Annotated in this window: 20 protein-coding genes and 1 pseudogene; 18 read left to right on the top strand and 3 right to left on the bottom strand. The window is 71.2% G+C overall.

Features of this window, described 5'->3' with window-relative positions:
- Window positions 1-60: 60 nt before the first annotated feature.
- A complete protein-coding gene (locus ABZU75_RS02340; protein WP_355548660.1) occupies window positions 61-1,401 on the bottom strand; it encodes an acyltransferase family protein in 1,341 nt (446 codons plus the stop codon).
- Window positions 1,402-1,614: 213 nt separating this feature from the next.
- On the opposite strand from ABZU75_RS02340, the gene ABZU75_RS02345 reads away from it, so the two are divergent.
- From ABZU75_RS02345 to rbsK, 11 genes are all read left to right on the top strand, one after another.
- Window positions 1,615-2,865 (top strand): sensor domain-containing protein, encoded by a 1,251-nt coding sequence (locus ABZU75_RS02345; protein WP_355548453.1) that lies wholly within the window; start codon window positions 1,615-1,617, stop codon window positions 2,863-2,865.
- On the top strand, window positions 2,856-3,503 hold the full coding sequence (locus tag ABZU75_RS02350) for a response regulator transcription factor (RefSeq protein WP_355548456.1): 648 nt from the start codon (window positions 2,856-2,858) through the stop codon (window positions 3,501-3,503). The genes ABZU75_RS02345 and ABZU75_RS02350 overlap by 10 nt, the downstream gene beginning before the upstream one ends.
- A gap of 424 nt (window positions 3,504-3,927) precedes the next feature.
- On the top strand, window positions 3,928-4,941 hold the full coding sequence (locus ABZU75_RS02355) for a LacI family DNA-binding transcriptional regulator (protein WP_355548459.1): 1,014 nt from the start codon (window positions 3,928-3,930) through the stop codon (window positions 4,939-4,941).
- A complete protein-coding gene (locus tag ABZU75_RS02360; protein ID WP_355548462.1) occupies window positions 4,938-5,849 on the top strand; it encodes a sugar ABC transporter permease in 912 nt (303 codons plus the stop codon). Before ABZU75_RS02355 ends, ABZU75_RS02360 begins: the two co-directional genes overlap by 4 nt.
- Window position 5,850: 1 nt before the next feature.
- Window positions 5,851-6,669, top strand: a complete 819-nt coding sequence (locus tag ABZU75_RS02365; protein ID WP_355548465.1) for a carbohydrate ABC transporter permease — start codon at window positions 5,851-5,853, stop codon at window positions 6,667-6,669.
- Window positions 6,670-6,695: 26 nt separating this feature from the next.
- Entirely contained in the window at window positions 6,696-7,991 is a 1,296-nt protein-coding gene (locus tag ABZU75_RS02370; RefSeq protein ID WP_355548468.1) for a sugar ABC transporter substrate-binding protein, read from the top strand.
- Window positions 7,988-8,950: an ADP-ribosylglycohydrolase family protein gene (locus ABZU75_RS02375; protein ID WP_355548471.1), complete on the top strand. Its 963-nt coding sequence runs from the start codon at window positions 7,988-7,990 to the stop codon at window positions 8,948-8,950. Before ABZU75_RS02370 ends, ABZU75_RS02375 begins: the two co-directional genes overlap by 4 nt.
- Window positions 8,951-8,954: 4 nt before the next feature.
- Window positions 8,955-9,920 carry an ADP-ribosylglycohydrolase family protein gene (locus ABZU75_RS02380; RefSeq protein WP_355548474.1) on the top strand — a complete coding sequence of 322 codons (966 nt, stop codon included), beginning with the start codon at window positions 8,955-8,957 and terminating at the stop codon, window positions 9,918-9,920.
- On the top strand, window positions 9,917-11,077 hold the full coding sequence (locus ABZU75_RS02385; RefSeq protein ID WP_355548477.1) for an ADP-ribosylglycohydrolase family protein: 1,161 nt from the start codon (window positions 9,917-9,919) through the stop codon (window positions 11,075-11,077). The genes ABZU75_RS02380 and ABZU75_RS02385 overlap by 4 nt, the downstream gene beginning before the upstream one ends.
- Window positions 11,074-12,450, top strand: a complete 1,377-nt coding sequence (locus tag ABZU75_RS02390) for an ADP-ribosylglycohydrolase family protein (RefSeq protein WP_355548480.1) — start codon at window positions 11,074-11,076, stop codon at window positions 12,448-12,450. The genes ABZU75_RS02385 and ABZU75_RS02390 overlap by 4 nt, the downstream gene beginning before the upstream one ends.
- On the top strand, window positions 12,447-13,343 hold the full coding sequence (rbsK, locus tag ABZU75_RS02395) for a ribokinase (protein ID WP_355548483.1): 897 nt from the start codon (window positions 12,447-12,449) through the stop codon (window positions 13,341-13,343). Before ABZU75_RS02390 ends, rbsK begins: the two co-directional genes overlap by 4 nt.
- A gap of 79 nt (window positions 13,344-13,422) precedes the next feature.
- On the opposite strand, the gene ABZU75_RS02400 is transcribed toward rbsK, so the two are convergent.
- Window positions 13,423-13,824, bottom strand: a complete 402-nt coding sequence (locus ABZU75_RS02400; RefSeq protein ID WP_355548486.1) for a heme-binding protein — start codon at window positions 13,822-13,824, stop codon at window positions 13,423-13,425.
- A 269-nt stretch (window positions 13,825-14,093) separates the two neighbouring features.
- On the opposite strand from ABZU75_RS02400, the gene ABZU75_RS02405 reads away from it, so the two are divergent.
- A complete protein-coding gene (locus ABZU75_RS02405; protein ID WP_355548489.1) occupies window positions 14,094-14,945 on the top strand; it encodes a class I SAM-dependent methyltransferase in 852 nt (283 codons plus the stop codon).
- Between the two features lie 36 nt (window positions 14,946-14,981).
- Window positions 14,982-15,983, top strand: coding sequence for a phosphotransferase (locus ABZU75_RS02410; protein WP_355548492.1), 1,002 nt, complete (start codon window positions 14,982-14,984; stop codon window positions 15,981-15,983).
- Window positions 15,984-16,276: 293 nt separating this feature from the next.
- Here the strand turns inward: ABZU75_RS02410 and ABZU75_RS02415 are convergent, their stop codons facing one another.
- Window positions 16,277-18,055, bottom strand: a complete 1,779-nt coding sequence (locus ABZU75_RS02415) for a tetratricopeptide repeat protein (protein ID WP_355548495.1) — start codon at window positions 18,053-18,055, stop codon at window positions 16,277-16,279.
- Window positions 18,056-18,499: 444 nt separating this feature from the next.
- On the opposite strand from ABZU75_RS02415, the gene ABZU75_RS02420 reads away from it, so the two are divergent.
- From ABZU75_RS02420 to ABZU75_RS02440, 5 genes and pseudogenes are all read left to right on the top strand, one after another.
- A complete protein-coding gene (locus ABZU75_RS02420) occupies window positions 18,500-19,195 on the top strand; it encodes a methyltransferase domain-containing protein (RefSeq protein WP_355548498.1) in 696 nt (231 codons plus the stop codon).
- Window positions 19,196-19,207: 12 nt separating this feature from the next.
- On the top strand, window positions 19,208-20,140 hold the full coding sequence (locus ABZU75_RS02425) for a Ppx/GppA phosphatase family protein (protein WP_355548501.1): 933 nt from the start codon (window positions 19,208-19,210) through the stop codon (window positions 20,138-20,140).
- Between the two features lie 106 nt (window positions 20,141-20,246).
- On the top strand, window positions 20,247-20,996 hold the full coding sequence (locus ABZU75_RS02430) for a DUF1206 domain-containing protein (protein ID WP_355548504.1): 750 nt from the start codon (window positions 20,247-20,249) through the stop codon (window positions 20,994-20,996).
- Between the two features lie 165 nt (window positions 20,997-21,161).
- On the top strand, window positions 21,162-21,602 hold the full coding sequence (locus tag ABZU75_RS02435) for an ATP-binding protein (RefSeq protein WP_355548507.1): 441 nt from the start codon (window positions 21,162-21,164) through the stop codon (window positions 21,600-21,602).
- A 172-nt stretch (window positions 21,603-21,774) separates the two neighbouring features.
- Window positions 21,775-21,933, top strand: a pseudogene (locus ABZU75_RS02440) (PfkB family carbohydrate kinase); the annotation flags it as partial.

The following is a 21,933-nucleotide window of genomic DNA, read 5'->3' on the forward strand; positions in this document are numbered from 1 at the left end:
ACTTTTTTCGGCATAAACAGCTAGTAAAAGGACTTGGCGTCGGCTGGAGCGCCGGAGCCGTCAGACGTGCCGCGGGTGATCCGAGGCCGGACGCGGCCCGGGAACGCCCGCCCGTGAGGCGGGTGAGGTGCGAAAGGACGGGCCGGTGAGCGCCAGGCCCGCCACGATCGCGCCCGCCCCGAGCAGGGGAGCCGTCCCCGGGACGAAGCCGATCGCGGTGAGCGTGAGCAGCCCCAGTCCCACCAGCACGGTGGCCACGACGATCCTGGCCATCCCCCCGGTGTACGGCCTGCCCGAGGGGGGCGTCTCGAACCGCGCGAGCCCTCGCAGCAGCGGCCACATCGCCAGGGTGAGCATGAGCAGCCAGTGCGGCCAGCCGGAGACCCAGGCCGAGGTGCCCGGCTCGGGGGTGGAGACTCCCAGGCCCACCACGACCATCGAGACGATGACGAACAGCGCGCTCATGTGCCACAGATAGAGGGTCATCATCCGGCCGCCGGCCCAGCCGAGCGCCCTCGACACCCCGGGCCACTCCGCGAATGAGACGATCCAGCGGCGCAGCGCCAGCGCCAGCCCGATCTGGCCGACCCCGACCGAGAGCAGCGCGAGCGTGGGCGGTGCCATGTTGGAGACGGCGGCACCCGGCATCCCGATCATGCTGAGCGGGTAGGGGCCGAAGGTCACCAGCGCCGCGGCCAGACCGTACCCGGCCAGCGCCAGGATCCAGGGGCGGCCCAGCCGCCCGTCGGCGTACAGGAAGCCGAGCTGGTGCACCGCCAGCCAGATCAGCACGATGTTGGGGAGACCTGCCACCTCCAGGCCGCTGGTGAAGCGCAGGAGATCCACCGCCACCGCCCCCGCCGCCAGCGCGGCCGGCACCCGCCAGCCGTACGCCATGTTGAGCCTGAGCATCGGCGGGGTCAGCGCCACCGCGACAAGATAGATCACCAGGAACCAGAGAAGCTGTCCGGCCAGCCGCGAGGCGGTCATGACCGGCTGCTCCGGCACGCCGAGCGTCAGGAGCAGATGGGGGAGGGGCAGCCAGACCGCCGCCAGTGGTACCACCGGCCAGGCCAGGCGGCGCAGGCGCGTCGCCAGCCAGGCGGGAGTGGCGTCACCGCGCCGTACGGCGGCGCGCCTGCTGATCGCGCCCGCCGCGCCCCCGGCGAAGAAGACCAGCGGCATCACCTGACTGATCCACGTGATCATCCAGCCGTTCCCGGTGGCCAGCGCGTTGCCGGTGGTGATCCGGCCGTCGGCGAAGGAGAGCACCGGAATGCTCCAGTGCTGGAGCACCACCAGGGCCATGCCGAACACGCGGAGCACGTCGATGAACGGGTCGCGACCGGCGGGCGCCGGTGCCGTGCGGGCTGCCGGACGCGTTGCCGGGCTGGGGATCACGGCGGTCAAAGGGGTCTCGATTCTCGGGGAGGGGGAGCGAAAACCTCAGGAAAGGCTGTGTGAAAAGCCTCCCGCCGGGACCGCCGCGGCGCAGTGACGTATGCATCAGTCTTCGCGCCGGATCCCCCCACCACCGAAGGTAGTGCTGGCCCCACCCCGACAAACGGGTGTGCAGGGTCGCCTGCGGTGGTCCGGCCTCATAGCGTTGACGGCATGAGAACCCTTCTCAGCCGCATCGGCACCGACACCCGCTACCTGCTCGTGGGTTTCCCCCTCTCCGTCATCTGGTTCGTCATCATGGTGGCCGGGTTCGCCGCAGGGACAGGCCTGGCCGTGGTGTTCGTGGGCCTGCCCATCCTGGCGACGACACTCCTGGTCGCCCGGGGCCTCGCGGACGTCGAGCGGCGCTGGCTGCCCGAGGTGCTCGGCCGCCCCGTCGCCAGGCCGAGGTACCGGCCCGCTCCGCAGAGCGCCGGATGGTTCCGCAGGATGATCAATCCGTTGACCAACGGCCAGTCCTGGCTCGACCTGCTCTACGGCATCGTGGCCTTCCCGATCTCCATCGTGACCTTCGTCTTCACGGTGGTCTGGTGGGCCGGGACGATCCTCGGCCTCACCTACCCGCTCTACGGGTGGATCGTCTACGCCATCCCCGGCAACGACGGCGGGCTCGGCCTGCTCCTCGGCCTGGGCGGCGGTCTCTGGGTCGAGGTGGTGATCAACACCGTCATCGGCGTGCTGTTCGCGATCACTCTCTCGCCGGTCGTGCGGAGCGCGGCGCTCGTCCAGGCCGGGCTCGGCAGGGCCATGCTGACCGGGGTGGCCGAGCTGCACGATCGCATCGACGACCTGGCCGAGGGCCGGGCCGCCGCGGTGTCGGCCGAGGCCAACGCGCTGCGCCGGCTGGAGCGTGACATCCATGACGGGCCGCAGCAGCGCCTGGTCTCCCTGGCCATGGACCTGTCACGGGCACAGCGCCAGCTCAAGCGCGATCCGGCGGGAGTCGAGCAGATGCTCGGCCAGGCCATCACCTCCACCCGCGAGACGCTGGACGAGCTGCGTGCCCTCTCGCGCGGCATCGCCCCTCCGATCCTCAGCGACCGCGGCCTGGCCCCCGCGCTCGCCGCGCTCGCCGGGCGCTGCACCGTCCCCGTCGAGCTGGACGTCCAGGTGGAGGGACGATTCCCCGCCGCCGTGGAGAACAGCGTCTACTTCGTCGTCGCGGAGTCCCTCACCAACGTCGCCAAGCACAGCCACGCCACGATCTGCACCGTGACGCTGACCAGGACAGGTGGCTTCCTGATGCTGACAATCGGGGATGATGGGGTCGGCGGCGCACATGTCGCCAAGGGGCATGGCCTGTCCGGTCTCGGTGACCGCCTGAAGGCGGTCGACGGCGAGCTGGTGGTCGATTCACCCGTCGGCGGGCCGACGGTCATAGTGGCGGAGGTTCCGTGCGGGTAGTCGTGGCCGATGACGCGGTGCTCATCAGGGAGGGCCTGATCAGGCTCCTGGAGGAGTTCGGCTGCCAGGTGGTCGCCGCGGTGGGGGACGGTGACCGGCTGGTGGCCGCCGTCGCCGAGCACAGGCCCGACGTCTCGGTGGTGGACGTGCGGATGCCGCCCGGCTTCACGGACGAGGGGCTGCGGGCGGCGGTGGAGGCGCGCCGGAGGGTGCCGGGCGCGCCGGTGCTGATCCTGTCCCAGTACGTGGAGGTCTCCTATGCCGACGACCTGCTCGCCGACGCCAGGGGCGCGGTGGGATACCTGCTCAAGGACCGCGTCGTGGATGTGGACGACTTCATGGCGGGCCTGCGCACCGTCGCGTCCGGTGGTACGGTCTTCGACCCCCAGGTGGTGGCACAGCTGATGGTGCGGCGCCGTCGTGACGACCCTCTCGCCCAGCTCACCCCGCGCGAGCGCGAGGTGCTCGGCCTGATGGCCGAGGGCAGATCCAATCCCGCCATCGGCCGTCAGCTGGTGATCAGCGACGGGGCCGTGGAGAAGCACATCCGCAGCATCTTCGCCAAGCTCGGCCTGTACGCCGAGGACGGCGACCAGCATCGCCGCGTCCTCGCGGTCCTGGCCTACCTGCGTTCCTGACCTCGCCGGTCCCGCCCGGCGCACCTCGGCGTCGGTACGGTCACGTCGGATGCCCGCTCGACAGGCTCCGGGCACGCGACCGGGCCCAGTTCGTGACCGTCGCCCACGACTTGGGCCCGGCCACCTGCCATCGGACGACGGTCAGTTCGTCCGTTCCGGATATCCGTTGGCGACGAGCCACGCCACCGGCACTTCCGGGGACGTCCGGGAGCGCCGGGACGTATCCGCCGACCAGGTGGTGCCGCTGCCCGCTGCCCGCCGGCTGGAACGCCGCGACAGCCGGGCCGCCGTCCACCGTGCGTGCTGTTACTTGATCGTGACTTGACGTCCTCTGTTGCGTGCGAGTTACATTCCTCTAACTCCGTAAACGTTTTCAGTAAGTCATCAAGGTCATCGTAATCGTTTACAGAAAGGCGTGGTCTCTGTGAGCGACGGGCCGACGATCACCACGATCGCGGAGCGGGCGGGCGTCTCGATCGCCTCGGTCTCCCGCGTCCTCAACGGTTTGCCGACCCGTGAGAACACCGTGCGCCGGGTGCTCAGCGCGGCTGAGGAACTGGGGTACGTCCCCAACTCGGTGGCCCGGTCGCTGAAGTCGCGCCGGACCAACCAGGTGGCCTTCGCGATGGCGGACATCGGCAACCCGGTCTACCTGGCGATGGTCCGTGAGATCCAGCCGGTGCTGAAGGCCGCCGGATACCGTCTCGTGCTGCACTCCACGGACGCGGACGTCGCCGACGAGATCGACGTGCTCCGCAGCCTCGGCGAGCGCTACGTGGACGGGCTGATCATGATCCCGCTCAGAGTGAGTGAGGCGCATCTGAAGGCCGTCGAGGCGGCCCGCGCCCCCGTCGTCATCATCGGCTCGGTGCCGGAAGGCACGCGGGTGGACAACATCCGCACCGACTCCCGCACCGGCGTACGGCTGGCGCTGGACCACCTCCACTCCCTGGGACGCCGCCGGATCGGGTTCGTCAACGGCCCGCTGGACACGGTCCCCGGTTCGGCCCGGTCCACCGCCTACGCCGAGGCGCTCACCGCCCTCGGCCTGCCGTATGACGAGAACCTGGTGGAGATCGGTGACTTCTACCGCGCCGAGGGCGCGGCCGCGGTGAGCCGGTTGCTGGCCAGGGCACCCGACCTGGACGCGATCATGTGTGCCAACGATCTGATCGCGCTCGGCGCCCTGGACGTCCTGCGCCGGACCGGCCGCCGGGTGCCCGAGGACGTGGCGGTGGCCGGCATGGACGACATCGACATGGCCGCGGTCGCCTGGCCCGCCCTGACCAGCGTCTCCCTCGGCTCGGCCGAGCGGGGCAGGGCGGCGGCGGAACTGCTTCTGGACCGGCTGGGCAACGGCGAGCGGGAGCCCAGAGTGGTCACCGTGCCGCCCCGCCTGGTGGTCAGGGCCTCGACCACAGGAGAGGAGACGCCGTGACCCTCACCGCCGACCGGCCGGTCAGGACGGCGAGCCCGAGGAAACCCCGGAAGGGCGGGCGGCAGGGGCGTGAGGCGCTGCTGCTGATGCTGCCAGCGCTGGTGCCCGTGCTGGTGTTCAGCGTGGGGCCGCTGCTCTACGGGATCTTCCTGGCGTTCACCGACGCGCGCTCCGGGCGCAACTCGGTCACCTCGTTCGTCGGGCTGTCGAACTTCGGAGACCTGCTCTCCGACGGGGACTTCTGGGCGTCGTTCCGGATCGGGATGATCTGGGCGGTCTCGGTGACGGTGCTGCAGTTCCTGGCCTCGCTGGGGCTGGCCCTGCTGCTCAACCAGGATCTGCGGTTCCGGGGGTTCGCCCGGGTGCTGGCCATGGTGCCGTGGGCGATGCCGCCGGTGGTCATCGGGCTGATGTGGCGGCTGGTCTACCATCCGGACGCCGGGATCCTCAACGGCATGCTGGGCACCGAGATCGACTGGCTCAACGACTTCTCCATCGCGCTGCCCGCGGTGATCGTCGTCGGGATCTGGACCGGCATGCCGCAGACCACGGTGGTGCTGCTGGCCGGGCTGCAGGGCGTTCCCAAGGAGCTGTACGAGGCGGTCGAGGTGGACGGCGCGGGTGTCTGGCGCAGGTTCTGGAACATCACGCTGCCCCAGCTCCGCCCGGTCATCGTGGCCATCACCTCACTGGACTTCGTCTGGAACATCAACCAGTTCGGGCTGGTCTACGTTCTCACGCAGGGCGGCCCGGGAGGCCAGACCCGCCTGCCCATGCTGTTCGCCTACGAGGAGGCCTTCCGCTACGGCTTCTTCGGCTACGCGGCCACCCTGGGCGTGGCGATCGTGATCGTCGTGCTGGCCGTGCTGGGCGCCTACCTCTGGCGGCAGATGCGGGAGGCGAGCTGACATGGGCAAGGCGTTGCGTTATCTGGCCCTGGCCGGTTACCTCGTCTTCCTGGCGTTCCCGCTGGTCTGGCTGCTGTCCACGGCACTGAAGACGCCGCAGGAGATGGCGAGCCTGGACCCGACGTGGATCCCGCGCTCACCGACGCCGGCCAACTTCGCCGACGCCTTCGCCGAGCAGGACCTGGTCGGCAGCGGGGTGCGCAGCCTCGTCGTCGCGGTGGCCAGCGCGGTGCTCACCGTGGTCCTGGCGCTGCCCGCCGCCTACGCGCTGGCCCGCTACCGCTCGCTGGTCAACCGGATCGCGATCGGATGGGTGCTGGTCAGCCAGGTCTTCCCGTTCATCCTGATCATCATCCCGCTGTTCATGGTGCTGCGCAGGCTGGACCTGGTGAACACGCTGCCCGGCCTGACCGTCGTGCACGTCACCTTCACGCTGCCGTTCGCGCTGTGGATGCTCCAGGGATACGTGCGTGCCGTACCGCGTGAGCTGGAGGAGGCCGCCGCGGTGGACGGGGCCGGGCGGGTGCGCTCGCTGCTGAGCGTCGTCGCCCCGCTGCTGGCCCCCGGCGTGGTCGCGACCCTGCTGTTCTCGTTCATCTCCTCCTGGAACGAGTTCCTGTTCGCCTTGATCGTCCTCAAGGACCCGGATGTGGCGACCCTGCCGCTGACGCTGGTGAAGTTCACCGGCGCGGAGGGGGTCGTGCGCCTCGGGCCGCTCGCCGCAGCCTCGCTTCTGGCGACGATCCCGAGCCTGGTGTTCTTCGCATTCATCCAGCGACGGCTGAAGTCCGGCCTGATGGCCGGGGCCGTCAAGGGATAGCCCCACCCCCCGATAGGAGAAGTCATATGCGCATGAGGGTCGTGCTGGCCGCAGGCCTCCTCGTCCTGGCCGCCGGATGCGGTTCGGAATCGCCCGCGGCCGCCCCCGATGAGCCGGTGACGATCAAATTCCAGAGCCTCGCCTGGCAGAAGGAGTCGATCGCCGCCAACAAGCAGCTCGTCGAGGAGTGGAACAAGGCCAACCCCAAGATCCAGGTCGAGTACATCCAGGGAAGCTGGGACAACGTCAACGACCAGCTCGTCACCTCCTTCGAGGCGGGCGACCCCCCGGACGTCATCCATGACGACTCCCCGGCCCTGGCCGGCTTCGCCAACCGCGGCTACCTGCTGGACCTCAAGGACAAGGTTCCGGCCGAGCTGAAGGGCGACATCCCGCAGAGCGCCTGGGACACCGTCACCTTCGGCGACGGCAAGGGCGGGGAGGGCGTGTACGGCGTGCCGTTCCTGCAGGAGTCGCAGGTCATCATCGGAAACAAGAAGCTGCTCGACAAGGCCGGCGTGCGGATCCCGGCCCCGGACAGCCCGTGGACGTGGGACGAGTTCGCCGAGATCTCCAAGAAGCTCACCAAGGGCGACGCCTACGGTGTCGCCTGGCCGATGAAGTCGCCGGTCAACAAGGTGCTCAACCTGGGCCTGAACTTCGGCGGCACCTTCTTCCAGACCGACGCCGGCGGCAAGACGACGGTGAAGGTGGGCGCCGAGGAGCGCGAGGTGCTCCAGCGCATCCACGACCAGCTCCACAAGGACAGGTCCGCCGACCCGTCCGCGCTCGGCATGGGCTCCGCCGACCCGTTGCCCGGCTTCTACGCCGGCAAGTACGCGATGCTGCCCGCCGGTGTCTACCTGCGCCAGCAGGTCGTGGAGCAGGCGCCGGACGGCTTCGAGTGGATCACCCTCCCGCCGCTGAAGGGTGTCACCGCCGAACAGGGCGCCGTCTCGCAGACGTTGTCGGTCGCCGCGGACAGCAAGTATCCCGAGCAGTCACTGAAGTTCATCTCCTTCTTCCTCAACGGCTCCAACCAGGTCAAGCTCGCCAAGGGCGACTGGCTGCTGCCGACCTCCGTCAAGGCCGCGGGCGACCCCGCCATGACGACCGAGGAGAACGGCTGGAACGTGGCGACCGCGTCGGCCAAGAACCTCGTGGTCGCGCCGTTCCTGAAGGTCAACGGCTTCGACGAGTGGAAGAGCAAGGTGGCCACGCCGGCCCTGCAGCAGTACTTCGCCAACAAGATCACCCTCGACGAGACGGCGAAGAAGCTGGTCGACGAGGGCAACAAGGTGCTGGAGCGGTACAACCAGTGACGTTGACACATCGGGGGCGCGCCCGGGGGTGTCTGCTCGGCCTCGCGGCCGGCGACGCCCTCGGGCGGCCGGCGGAGAACCTCTCGCCCGAACAGATCGCCGCCCGCTGGGGGAGGCTGACCGAGATCGACGGCGGCGGCACCGACGACACCGAGTACACCATCTTCGCGGCCTCCCTGCTCATACGGCACGGACACGCGCTGACCTCCCAGGACGTCGCCCAGGCCTACCACCAGGAGATCATCCCGCTGATCGACGGACCGATGAAGGGCGCGGGCTTCTCCGAGCTCGGTGCCATCCAGGCACTCCGGCAGGGACTCCGGCCACCGCTGACCGGCCAGTGGCACCGCCACGGCTGGTCGGACGGCCTGGCCATGCGCGCCGCACCGTACGGGATCTTCGCCGCGGGTGACCCCGGCGAGGCCGCCCGTCTGGTGGAGGTCGACGGCAGCGTGAGCAACGCGGGGGAGGGCATCCTCGGCGGCCGTGCGGTCGCCGGGGCAGTGGCCGCCGCGATGGCGGGCGCCTCCCCGGACGAGGCGGTCACGGCCGGCCTCGGCGTGATCCCTGAGGACTCGTGGACCGCCCGCAGCGTCAACCGCGCCCGCGAGGCCCTCGGCCCCGGATCCGGCGACGTCGCCGGGCGGCTGCACGAGGCGGTCGTGGTCCGGCACTACCCGTGGACGGACCTGGCTCCCGAAGCCGTCGCCCTCGCCTTCGCCGCCTACCTGATGGGCGAGGGAGAGGTCGAGGAGTCCGTGGTGATCGCGGCGAATCTGGGACGGGACGCCGACACCACCGCGGCCATCGCCGGCGCCCTCGCCGGGGCGGGACGCGGCGAGGCGGCGGTGCCGGAGCGGTGGGCACGGCAGATCGGCCCGGTCGAGGGGCGCTGCCTGCCGGTGACCGCGGGACGGCACGTACTCGACGTGGCCGATCAGCTCGTGGAAGGGAGGTAGGGCGATGATGTCGGGGGACAGGATCCTGGGGGCGTTCGCCGGTCTGGCGATGGGCGACGCGGCGGGATGGCCGTCGTCACGGCACCGGGCGGGGGTGCACGCACCGTGGAGCAGACGCCTCCACCGCGAGCTCGACGCCTTCGCCGAGGAGCATCGGGTGACCACTCTGCCGGTGCCGTTCGCGCTCAACCAGCCGGTCGCGCCGCTGGTGATGGGGCCGTCCGACGACGCCGAATGGCTCGCCTGGACCGTGCTCACCATCGACGAGGATCGCGCGGAGGCGTTCGCCGGTCTGACCGGCAGGGACGACGTCAGGGCGCGGATCTCGGTGCGGACCGCGCTGGACAACCTCGCGCGCGGCCTCGGCCCTCCCGCCAGTGGGCACGACAACCCGCACTTCTTCGACGACGCCGCGACCGTGCGGGCGGTCGCCTTCGGGGCCGCCGGGCTGGACCCCACGGCCGACGCCCAGGTCACCAACGCCGGCGACGGCGTGCTCGGAGCCGTCGCGATGGCCCGCGCGATCGGCGTCCTGGTGGACGGCGGTCCGATGGGCGAAGCCGTGCGGGCCGCGTTGGAGGCGCTTCCCGATGACACCGTCATCGGCCGCGCGACCCGCGTCGCGCTCGCGGTCGCGCGTGAGGCGGGCGATCCGTTCACGGCGGTGCCCGCGCTGGACGCGGCGCTGTTCGACCACGTCTACAGCTACGGGGTAGCCGCCGCCGAGACGCTCCCGGTGGCCCTCGCGCTGGCGGAGGTCTCCGGCGGCTCGATACGCACCGCCGTACCGGCCGCCGCCTGCCTGGCCGCCGCGGCGGACTCCGCGCCCGCGCTGACCGGTGCGCTGACCGGCGCGTTCACCGGCCACGACGCGCTGCCGCGAGGGTGGAGCACCACCCTGACGGGTTGCTGCCTACCCGAACTGGCGGGAATCGATCTACTGGACATCGCGAGGGGACGGATCGGATGAGTACAACGGGCAGGGGCACGCTTGAGGACAAGGCCGTGGGATGCGTGGCGGGTGCCGCGGTCGGCGACGCCCTCGGCGGCGCCACCGAGGGCTGGACGCCCGAACAGATCCACGAGCGTTACGGCGGGTACGTCGAGGGCCTGGTCCCGCCGTACTTCGAGGACTGGCGGAACGCCCGCCCCATCGCGCCCTACCACAAGGGTGACGGCCACATCACCGACGACACCCTGATGACCCACGCGCTGATCCGGGTCTACGAGCGGGTCGGGGGCCACCTGGACGCCTACGCGGCGGCCGAGCACCTGGTACCGGAGATGATGGGGGAGAAGCGCTGGATCCCGGAACTGGAGGCCGAGACGCTGCTACTGCAGCGGGTCTTCCTGGCGGAGAAGTGGCTGGTGCTGCGGCTGCACTACGGTCATGCGGACCCGCGTGAGGCGGGCGTGGGCAACATCGTCAACTGCGGTGCCGCGATGTACATGGCACCGGTCGGCGTGGTGAACGCCGCCGACCCCGACGCCGCCTACGCCGAGGCGATCGAGCTTGCCGGCGCCCACCAGTCCAGTTACGGCCGGGAGGCGGCCGGGGTGCTCGCCGCCGCGGTGGCCGAGGCCATGCGCCCGGGGGCGACGCCTGACTCGGTGGTCGCCGCCTGCCTGCGGCTGGCACGGGACGGGACCAAGGCGGCCATCGACGCGGTGTGTTCGGTGGCCAGCGGCCTCGGCCACTGGGACGGCTCCTTCGAGGCGCTGCGCGCCGCCATGAAGCCCTACGACACGGTCGCCGACACCTACCGTGACCAGGGTCTCGGCGCCCGCCGCCCGAGCCGCCTGCACAGCATCGAGGAACTCCCGCTCGCCCTGGCCTTCCTGCTGATCGCCAAGGGCGACTACCGCGACACCGTCCTCGGCGGCGTCAACTACGGCCGCGACGCCGACTCCATCGCCTCCATGGGCGGCGCCGTCGCCGGAGCCCTCGGCGGGCGCGAGGCCGTCCCGGCCGACTGGGTGGAGCAGATCTCCACCGCCAGCCGCATCGACCTTCTCACCCCCGGCCTGAGCCTGGCCCGCGTCGCCCGCCGCATCCACGGCGCGGACCTGGAACGCCGCCGCGCCCACGAGTCCGCCTTCGCCGCCCTCGCCGGGGACGCCGGATGATCAGGCTGACCTGGGTACAGCCGGAGGACCTGGTCGGCCACGAGCTGCGCCAGGCCGCCGAGGACGGCCGCGAGGTGACGGAGATCGCCGCGCGCTGGCAGGCCGCGGGAGGACACGACGCCCCGACCCGGGCGGGAGCCTCGCCAGAGGCCCCTCCGGTACGGCTGCGCCGCCTGGCCGAGGACCTGCTCGACGAGCTGGCCGCGATCCCGTCCCCGCTCGCCGAGCCCTCCACCCTGGCCGAGATCGTCACAGCCTGCCCGAGGTGGCCGTCACAAAGGGGCACGGCCACCTCGGGCACACAGGTCATGGACCGGATGCTCGGCGCGTGGCTCGGCCGGGCGGCGGGCTGCGTGCTGGGCAAGCCGGTGGAGAAGATCCCCCGGGAGGGGATCAGGGCGATCGCCGAGGCGACAGGGAACTGGCCGATCCGAGGATGGTTCACCGCCAGGGGGCTTCCCGCCGAGATCGGCCGGCGCTGGCCGTGGAACCGTCGCAGCGCCGTCAACAGCCTCGCCGAGAACATCGACGGCGTCCCCGAGGACGACGACCTCAACTTCGCGCTGCTCGCCCTGGCCCTGCTGGAGCGGCACGGCCGGGGGTTCGGCACCGACGACGTCGCGCGGCTCTGGCTGGACGAGTTGCCCGGCGGCCGGGTCTTCACCGCCGAGCGCGCCGCCTACCGCAACCTGCTGGCCGGCCTGGAACCGCCCGCCCCCCACGACCCGCGGGCTCTCTCCACGGCGACCTTCCGCAACCCGTTCCGGGAGTGGATCGGTGCGCTGATCAGGGCCGACGTCTACGGCTGGGCCAACCCCGGCGATCCGGCCACGGCCGCGGAGTTCGCCTGGCGCGACGCGCGGCTCAGCCACACCGCCAACGGGATCTACGGTTCCATGTTCGTGGCGGCGATGTGCGCCACGGCGCTGACGGCCTCCTCCGTCGAGGAGGTGGTCGCCGCCGGACTCGCCGTGATCCCGCCGGACTCCCGCCTGGCCGCCGCCGTACGGCAGGCCGCCGAGGACGCGCGCCGGGAACCGGACTTCGAACGGGTCGTCGACCGGCTCCACGCACGCCACGGGGAACTGCACTGGGTCCACACGATCAACAACGCCGCACTGATCACGGCGGCACTGGTCCACGGCCGGGGTGACTTCACCGCCTCGATCGCCGGCGCCGTGGCGGGCGGCTGGGACACCGACTCGGCGGGGGCGACCGTGGGTTCGATCGTCGGCGCGCTGCGCGGCGCGTCGGGAATCCCGGAGGGGTGGTCGTTGAAGAACCGGCTGTCCAGTAGCATCAGCGGGTTCGACGGCATCGGTCTGGACGAGCTGGCCCGCCGTACGCTGGCCCTGGGGGCGGAGGAATCATGATCTCGGTGTTCGGCAGCGTCAACATGGACCTGGTGGCCTATGTCGATGTCGTACCCGCGCTCGGCGAGACCGTGACCGGTCGCGCCTTCAGCACGGTTCCCGGCGGCAAGGGCGCCAACCAGGCCATCGCCGCCGCGCGGGCGGGTGCCAAGGTGGCCTTCCTCGGGGCCGTGGGTGACGACGACTTCGGGACCGAGATGCGCAGGACGCTCGCCGAGGCGGGCGTCGATGTGACGGACCTGCGCACGGTCCCCGGCCCCTCGGGCATCGCCCAGATCGTGGTGGACGGCGGCGGCGGCAACTCGATCATCGTGGTTCCCGGTGCCAACGGGACCGTGACCGCTCCCACCGAGGCCGAGATCGAGGTCATCTCCCGCTCCGACGTGCTCCTGCTGCAGCTGGAGCTCCCCATCGAGGCGGTCACCGCCGCCGCCAGGGCCGCCCGCGCCGCCGGGACCACGGTGGTCCTCACCCCCGCACCCGTCCAGCCCCTGCCCGCTGAGCTGCTGGAGGCGGTGGACATCCTGGTGGCCAACGAGCACGAGGCCGTCGCGATCACCGGTCAGGCTGACCACGAGCGCGCCCTGGAGGAGCTGAGGGGCACGGTCGGCTGGGTGATCATCACGCTGGGGGCGCGCGGCGCGCTCACTTCCGCTGGCGACGAGGCAGCCGTGTGGGTCGAGGCGCCCAGGGTGAACGCGGTGGACACCACGGCCGCGGGCGACACCTTCGTGGGCGCCCTCGCCGTGGCCCACCTCGAGGAGCAGCCCGCCGACCGGGCCGTCCGCTTCGCCACCGCGGCGGCGGGCCTGTCCGTCCAGCGCGCGGGTGCCAGCAGTTCGATGCCCACCCGCGCCGAGATCGACCGGAGCCTTTCCACGGCCGGTGCCTGACATCCGGCGGGGATTTCCCGGCCGACCTCGGGCGCGGGAGCACTAGCCGCTGATGAGGTAGGTCTCCGAATATATCCCGCTATGACCCTTCCCAGAGGGCGGCGGCGGCCTCGGCGCATGCCACGTCCTGGCCGATGGTGCCGCCGCTGACGCCGACCGCGCCCACCACCCCGCGGCCGTTGCCGGGCTCCCCGAGCGGGATGCCGCCGCCGAAGCACACGTACCGGTCGCCGGCCAGCCCGTGCAGTTCACCTCCCGGCAGGACCAGCGGCGCGAGGTCGGCGGTCGGCATGTGGTGGGCCACCGCGGTGTGGGCCTTGCCGGAGGCGAGGACGGGGCCGGAGATCCGCGCGCCGTCCATCCGCTGGAACGCCACCAGATGCCCGCCCGCGTCGACCACCGCGACCGAGATGAGCGCCCCCTCCCGCACGGCCTGCCGCACCGCGGCCTCACACATGCGCAGCGCGAGTTCCAGGTTCACCGGGCTCCTCACCGTTTCGAAGACCGCCGGCTCCGACCGCCGGGTGTGCGGGCGTCGCCGGTCGGGCGATCCGAGGTGTCATAACGATCCGACGCTTACGCGAGCCTTCCGGAGGACCGGCACGGGCCGGGACCGTCGCCCGGTGAGACGGGAGAGACCACGAGGCGACATTCCGACGACACTTACCAAGAGTGACGTTCATCTTACTTCAGGCTACGATCTCGTCACCGGTGGGATATCGAGATGTCGTCCAGACGTGGGGGAGAGACATGCACGGTCACAGCCGCGCGCGCATCGTTCACCGGCTCAGGCATGCCCTCGGCCATCCGGGAAGAGTCCCCCGGCACCTGCGACGGGTGACCAGGAACACGTGGCTGCGCCTGAGCACCCGCGACCACGTCGCCTACTACCGGGCCGTCATGAGGTCCGAGACCGCGCGCAGTCCTCGCGGGGCCGTGGGCAGTAGGTCCTACCGGCGCTGGGTCGCCCTGGGGAAGGCGCAGTTCGACTATCTGGTGCGGCACGGTCTGAAACCCGAGCACCGCATGCTGGAGATCGGCTGCGGCAACCTGCGGGCCGGGCGCCTGTTCATCGGCTACCTCGACACCGGAAACTACTACGGTCTCGACATCTCCCCGGAGATCCTGATCGCCGCCCAGGAGACCCTGGTCACCTACGACCTGCGCGACAAACTCCCCCATCTTCTGCCGGTCGCCGACCTGCGCTTCGCCGCGCTGCCCGGCGGGGCGTTCGACGTCGTCCACGCCCACGGCGTCTTCTCCCACTCCCCGCCGCAGGTGATCGAGGAGTGCCTGCAAAACGTCGGCCGGATCGTGAGGCCGGGGGGCTGGTTCGACTTCACCTTCGAGCGCACCGAGGGCAGGGAGCACCAGGTCCTGGGCGAGACCTTCTACTACCGGACCGAGACCCTGCTCGACCTGGCCGCCGGATGCGGCCTCCAGGCGACCCTCATGGATGACTGGGAGCGCCTTCCGCAGCGGGAGTCCAAGATCCGCATCAGGTTTCCCGGCCCCGGGCCTTCGACGGGGCACGTCGTACGTGACCAGGACCGGGGCGACCTGGACCGCGCAGCCGGGCAGGCGATGTCGGATCTCGGATAGGATCTGGCGCCCTGTGCGACCGAGCTGGAGGAACCGATGCGGGCCCACGACCTGTCCGCCGGGGGCGGCGTGCTGGCCCGTGCGCATGACGTGGCACGTGCGGCGGCGCGGATCCACGGCCTGCCCGACGCCGAGGTCACGCTGATCAACGTGTCGGAGAACGCCACGTACCGGGTGGACGACCCGGCCACGGGGAGGCGCTCCATCCTGCGGGTGCACCGCCTCGGCTACCACTCCGTCCCGGCGATCCTGTCCGAGCTGGCCTGGCTGGAGGCGCTCCGCGAGCAGGAGGGGATCCGCACCCCCCGGGTGCTCCAGGCTCCCGGCGGTTCCCGGGTGCTGACCGTCCCCGGCGCGGAGCCCCGAGAGTGCGTCATGTTCGAGTTGCTGCCCGGTGCCGAGCCGTCCCTGGAGAACCCGGTGCCCGGTTTCGAGCGGCTCGGCGCGCTCACGGCGCGGATGCACCGGCACGCGCGCCGCTGGTCACGGCCCGAGTGGTTCACCCGCTTCCACTGGGACTACGAGGCGGCCCTCGGCGCCGGGGCGCGGTGGGGCCGCTGGCAGGACGGCCTGGGCATGGGGGCCGAGGCGCGGACCGTGCTGGGGCGGCTGGACAAGGAACTGCGCGAGCGGCTCCACCGCTTCGGCCGGGGGCCGGAGCGCTACGGCCTGATCCACGCCGACCTGCGTTCCGCGAACCTGCTCGTGGCGGGTGAGGGACCGCCCAGCGTCATCGACTTCGACGACTGCGGCTTCGGCTGGCACCTCTACGACCTGGCCGCGGCGGTCAGCTTCATCGAGCATCTCCCCGAGGTTCCCGAACTGGTCGACGCGTGGGTGCGGGGTTACCGGACCGTCCTGGACCTTCCGGCCGAGGACGAGGCGGAGATCTGGACGTTCGTCATGTTCCGCCGCCTGCTGCTGGTCGCCTGGATCGGTACCCATACCGGCGCGGACATCGCCACCGAGCTGGGCTCCGGTTACACCGAGGGCACCTGCGAGCTGGCCGAGCGCTATCTCGGCGGCTCGCTCCGCTGACCCGGTCCGTCCCGTGGTACCCACGGCGTTCCCGTAGGGGCCGTTCGGCAAAGTGGCGCGCCGTGATCGCGCATCGGGAAATCGTCCCTACCCACCCCTGGGGCGCGACGGGTCCGTGATGGCGAATACGCGCCGGCGTCCACATCACCGTGCGTGTAACGCGTAATCCGATAATGAGATTTTCGCGAAGGGATTCCGTCTTCCCGGCCCCTGTTTTCCGACCCGCTTCGCCGAATCCGGGGTGTTTTCCGGCCGCCTTCGTCTCCGTCGCCGCGGGCGGCGGTCCGGTGGGGTCAGGATTTCAGCTCGCGCCTGATGTCCTCGTCGTCCGGCGCCAGTTCCAGCGCCCGGGTGAGGTCGGCGACCGCCTCCGTCTCCCGCCCGGCGGCACGCAGCGCCATCGCCCGGTTGAACAGCAGCGCGGGGTCCGCTCCGGGTTCGAGAGCCCGGGTGAAGTCCGCGACGGCGCCCTCGGGGTCACCGGTCTCGAACGCCAGCAGTCCTCGGTTCGCCCAGGCGGCCGCCAGCGAGGGGGCGAGCTCCAGCGCCCTGTCGAAGGCGGTACGCGCCCTGTCGTAGCGCCCCTCCGCCGTCTCCACCTGGCCCAGCGCGCACAGCAGGTACGGGTTGGCCGGATCGATGGCGAGCCCGGCCTCCGCGTCCGCCCTGGCCTTGCCGTACTCACCGAGGGCGGCCAGCAGCCCGGCCCGGTTGGCCAGGCCGTCCACGAACTCCGGGTCCAGCTCCAGCGCGTGGTCCAGGTCGCTGAGCGCACCCCGGTGGTCGCCCCTGGAGAAGCGGATCTCGGCCCGGTTGTAGTAGGGCTCGGGGAAGGGCGGGCCGACCCGCATGGCCGTCTCGTAGTCGTTGATCGCCGCGTCCATCCGGCCCAGCCGGTGCAGCAGGTTGCCCCGGTCGATGTAGTAGTCGGGGTAGACGGGGTCGGCTGCGATCACCGCGTCCAGATCCTCCAGTGCCTCCTCGGGGCGGCCCAGCATCACGGTGAGCTGCGCCCTGTTGGCCAGCAGCACCAGCCGGTGTATCGGGTGCTCGCCGGGACGCAGGTCGCGGTCGGCCAGGGCGACGGCCTCGGAGACCAGCTCCAGTGCCTTGGCGGGGCGGCCTCGCCGTACCTCCACCAGTGCCCGGCCGTTGAGGTCGAACCCCAGCTTGAACGCCCGCTCGCGCGGGTCGGGCAGCAGCGAGGAGATGGCGATCGCCTGGTTCACCAGCGCGAGCGCGGCATCCGGATCGCGCCGGGCCTGGTCATGGTGGCGTACCTTCAGCATTCCGGTGGCGTAGGCGACCGAGGCGTGGACGGCGGGGGAGATGCTCTCCCGCCTGGCCAGGTCGAACAGGTCCTCGGACTCGTCCCCCCTGCCCAGCGCGGCCAGCGCGGTCGCGGTGCTGTGCAGGAGCCGCCACCAGGTCCCGGTGTCGCCTTCGGGGTCGGCGAGGCGCAGGGCGCGCCTGCCGAGATCCACCACGGCGTCATGGCAGCCCGCATCCAGGCACCACTGCACCGCGAACAGGAACGCCTCCAGCGCCTTCGACGTGTCGCCGCCGCGCTCGCGGTGGTAGGGGACCGCTCCAAGCCGCGGGCCGATCGTCCCCTCCCGCTCCAGCTCGTCGGCGAGGGCGCCGTGCTCCTCCTCGCTGAGCTGGTCCTCGACGGTGGTCCCCCGGCGGGTCACCACGGTCAGCGACTCCGCGGGGACGCGGCGCCGCAGTACCGTCAGGAGTTCTAGGTCGGTGGGGTCGGCCCGGTCGACGTTCTCGACGACCAGCGTCCGTGGGCCGGTTTCGGCCAGGTGCTCGCGGACGAACTCGGCCAGGCCGTTAGCCAGGCGCAGCGTGCGCCGCGGCGCGTGCACCAGGATCCGCTCCGCGCTGGGCAGGCTCGCGGCCACGGAGCGGCGCCGGTCGGGAACCAGGTCCTGCAGGTCGGGGGCCGCCGCGCGCAGCTCGATGTCGTAGCGGGCGACGAGCTCGGGCCGGGCCGTGGGCACCAGGGCGGCGACGAGCGCGCCTCCCGCGGTGTAGGGTCCGCGCAGGTACCGGTCAGCGTCCACCACGAGCGGTGGCGGCACGGGAAGAGACGGGCTTTCTGGCGGTTGGGCTCCCCGACTCACCGGACTCCTCTAAGTCGATTTAGATGATATTCGATGATATATGGCTATGTTGTGCTGGGGGCCGGCGCCCACTGCTGGACGCCGGTGCTGCGATTCGTCTCAGCCGACATGCTTGGCACTTGCGGTACCACTGAGCGTGACGGTGCCAGGTTTGTGAACGATAACGCGCTTCATTACAGGCCTCTCTCGCGAATAAGAACAAATCGCAAGTATTCGCAGTAATCGCCCATATTGACAAGATCTATTTCTTATAGTGGCCGCATCCGGACAGCCCTATGGACAGGTGGCGTGTGGTGGTATCCACGAATCCACGAACGCCTTCGCGGGCCCATGTTCGGCCTGGCCGCTGTGAGCGGCTCCCACGGGGGATGGGACCCTGATCCGATGGAACAGAGAAGCCGCTGGGCGGACATCGCGGGAGATGACGCCGGGGAGCGGTACGCGGCGAGGTTCGCCAGGCTGGCCGAGTCGGGGGCGGACACGCACGGTGAGGCGCGGTTGTGCGCGGGGCTGCTGCCGCCGGGCGCGCGGGTGCTGGACGCCGGGTGCGGCACCGGGCGGGTGGCGATCCGGCTGGCGGAGCTGGGATACGACTGCGTGGGCGTCGACCTCGACGCGTCCATGCTGGAGGTCGCCCGGCGGACCGCGCCGGAGCTGCCCTGGATCCTGGCCGACCTCAGCGACCTCGGTGACCTCGGTGACCTCGGCGGCTCCGCGGAGTTCGCGGAACGGGCCGTGTCCGGCGAGCGGCGTGGGCAGGGCGAGCGCTTCGACATGGTCGTCGCCGCGGGCAACGTCATCCCCCTGCTGGCCCCCGGGACCGAGGCGCGGACCGTCGCCGGGCTCGCGGCACTGCTGCGCCCCGGCGGGCTGCTGGTGAGCGGGTTCGGGCTGGACGCCGCGCACCTCCCACTCGCCTCCGCCACGGTCACCCTGGCCGACTACGACGCCTGGTGCCAGGCCTCGGGGCTCGCCCCGCTGCGGCGCCTGGCGACATGGGACGGCGCACCCTACGACGGCGGTGGATACGCGGTGAGTGTTCATGTACGAACCCCCGGCGGGCGAGGCTTCGAGGGGTAGTAGCTTCATCCCATGCGACTGGGCGTTCTCGACATCGGTTCCAACACGGTCCACCTGCTGGTGATGGACGCACATCGGGGGGCCCGGCCGCTGCCAGCGTACTCCCACAAGGAGGAGCTGAGGCTCTCCGAGCACATGGACGAGGGCAACCGCCTGTCGGCACAGGGCGCGACGCGGTTGCGGGAGTTCGTCGAGGAGGCGCTGCGGATCGCCGAGGACAAGGGGGTCGAGGACCTCATGGCCTTCGCGACCTCCGCGATCAGGGAGTCGGTGAACGGTGAGGAGGTCCTCACCGGGATCAAGGCCGACACGCAGGTCGACATCGAGGTGCTGTCCGGCCAGGACGAGGCGAGGTTGACGTTCCTGGCGGTGCGCCGCTGGTTCGGGTGGTCCTCCGGGCGGCTGCTGGTGCTGGACATCGGCGGCGGGTCGCTGGAGATCGCCTCGGGGATCGACGAGCAGCCCGACGTGGCGGTGTCGCTGCCGCTGGGGGCCGGCCGTCTCACCCGCGACCGCTTCACCGCCGACCCGCCGCCGGCCGACGAGGTGCGGGCACTGCGCAGGTACGTGCGGGCCGAGATCGCCCGCGTGGTGGGCAAGGTGTCGCGGTACGGCCAGGCCGATCACGCGGTGGCGACGTCCAAGACGTTCAGGCAGCTCGCGAGGATCGCCGGCGCGGCGCCCTCGCACGAGGGGGCGAACGTACGCCGGGTGCTCGGGCATGCGGACCTGGTCGGGTGGACCGACCGGCTGGCCAGGATGAGCACGGGGGAGAGGGCCGAGCTGCCCGGGGTGTCGGAGGGGCGGGCGCCGCAACTGCCCGCCGGAGCCATCGTCGCCGACGCCACCATGGACCTGTTCGGCGTGGCCCAGCTGGAGGTGTGCCCGTGGGCGCTGCGCGAGGGGGTCATCCTGCGCAGGCTGGACGCCATGCCCGAGCAGTAAGGTTTATCCGGCCGTCCGCGGGTTAGTGCGCATAGCCATGAACAGCCCTCAGACTCAGGTGGCAGGTGCCGCTCACAGAGCGGCCAACAGTCAGACGCTGGACAGGTTGGCACGGGTCGGTATGGCCTGCAGGGGAGTCCTCTACGGGCTGATTGGTTTTCTGGCCTTGCAGATCGCCTTCGGCGGTGGAAGCGGTGGTAAGGAGGCCGACAAGACCGGGGCCATCGAGACGGTGGCCGAGCAGCCGTTCGGCATGGCGCTGCTCTGGCTCATGGTCGTCGGTTTCACGGCCCTGGTCCTCTGGCAGCTGTCGGAGGCCGTCATCGGCCGGGGACAGACCAAGGACCGGGTGGAGTCGGCGGCGCGCGCGGTGGTCTACGGGCTGATCGTGGCCACGCTGCTCGGTGTCGTGCTGCGCGGAGACTCGGGAAGCTCAACGGACAGTCAGTCCAAGGACCTCACGGCCAAGCTGATGGAGCTGCCCGCCGGGCAGTTCATCGTGGGCCTGGTCGGTCTGGGGGTTATCGCCCTGGGGGCCTACTGGATCCACAAGGGCTGGAAGAAGAGGTTCCTCCAGGACCTGCGCACCGGCGAGATGCCGCCGAAGGCGCGTGACCTCGCCGAGAAACTCGGCATGGCCGGCTACCTCGCCCGCGGTGTGATCGCCGCGGTCGCCGGTGTCTTCGTCATCCAGGCCGCGATCACCTACGACCCCGACAAGGCCAAGGGCATCGACTCGACGCTGCGCTCGCTGGCCGACACCCCGGCCGGTCCGTGGCTGCTCGGGGTCGTCGCGATCGGCCTGCTGCTGTTCGCGGTCTACTGTTTCTTCGAGGCCCGCTGGCACCGGATGTGACGGGTGAAACCGCACGGTACGGCAGGTGCGGGCATGCAGCTGAAGGCCCGTCTGGCAAGCCCCACCTGTCTATCCGGTAAGTGATCGCATTCCTACTTTTCCGAGACATCTTCCCTTCCGAGCTCCGCGTCTTCCCAAAGGCAGGAACGGTATCGGAGGGGACATATGGACTCGTCGGAGCACGACGGAAGCGAATGGGTTCTCCGCCTTGCGGGTTCCCCGGACCAGGTGGTCAGAGCCCGCCGCCTGGTCTCGATGACCCTGGGGCGAGACCATCCCCTCCACGACGACTGTGTCCTGCTGACCAGTGAGATCGCCACCAACGCGGTGATCCACTCCCGGTCCGGGGACGGTGGGGCGTTCACGGTCACCGTGGCCTACTCGGCGACGGGCGTGCGGGTCTGCGTCCAGGACGAGGGCTCCTCACAGGCTCCCTGCGTCTGCCACGCCTCGGCGGACGCGACGGGGGGCCGCGGCCTGCCCCTGCTGGAGGCCCTGGCCCACCGCTGGGGCCTGGTCAGGGAGGCGGGGGCCAACAAGGTCTGGTTCGAGCTGGTGCTCGAACTGGCCGGGGTGCGCGCGGGCAGCCTGGCCGGCGCCAGGTGAGAGTTCGGGGCTCGGCCGGTCGCCGCGAGGGGCACCCCGCCGGGATGCCCTCGCGTCAGCCGATGACCCCTATGGGCTCGCCCGCTCCGGGGGTGACGGGCACTGTCCGTACGGCACCGGTCACGTCGCGGAAGGAGCCGTCGGCCGGGTCGTAGACCAGGTAGGAGCCGAGATGACGCAGGGCGACCTGGCCGGCGCCGCCCGGGTCGTGCGGGATCCCGTCGGCGCCGGCGACGCGTTCCTCGGCGGCTATCTCGCCGCCCGCCTGTCCGGCGGCTCCCCCGGCGGCGCAGCCGCCCTCGGCACCCTGCTGGCCGCCCGCATCGTGGAG

The organism is Streptosporangium sp. NPDC005286 (assembly GCF_040607515.1).
GTDB lineage: Bacteria > Actinomycetota > Actinomycetes > Streptosporangiales > Streptosporangiaceae > Streptosporangium.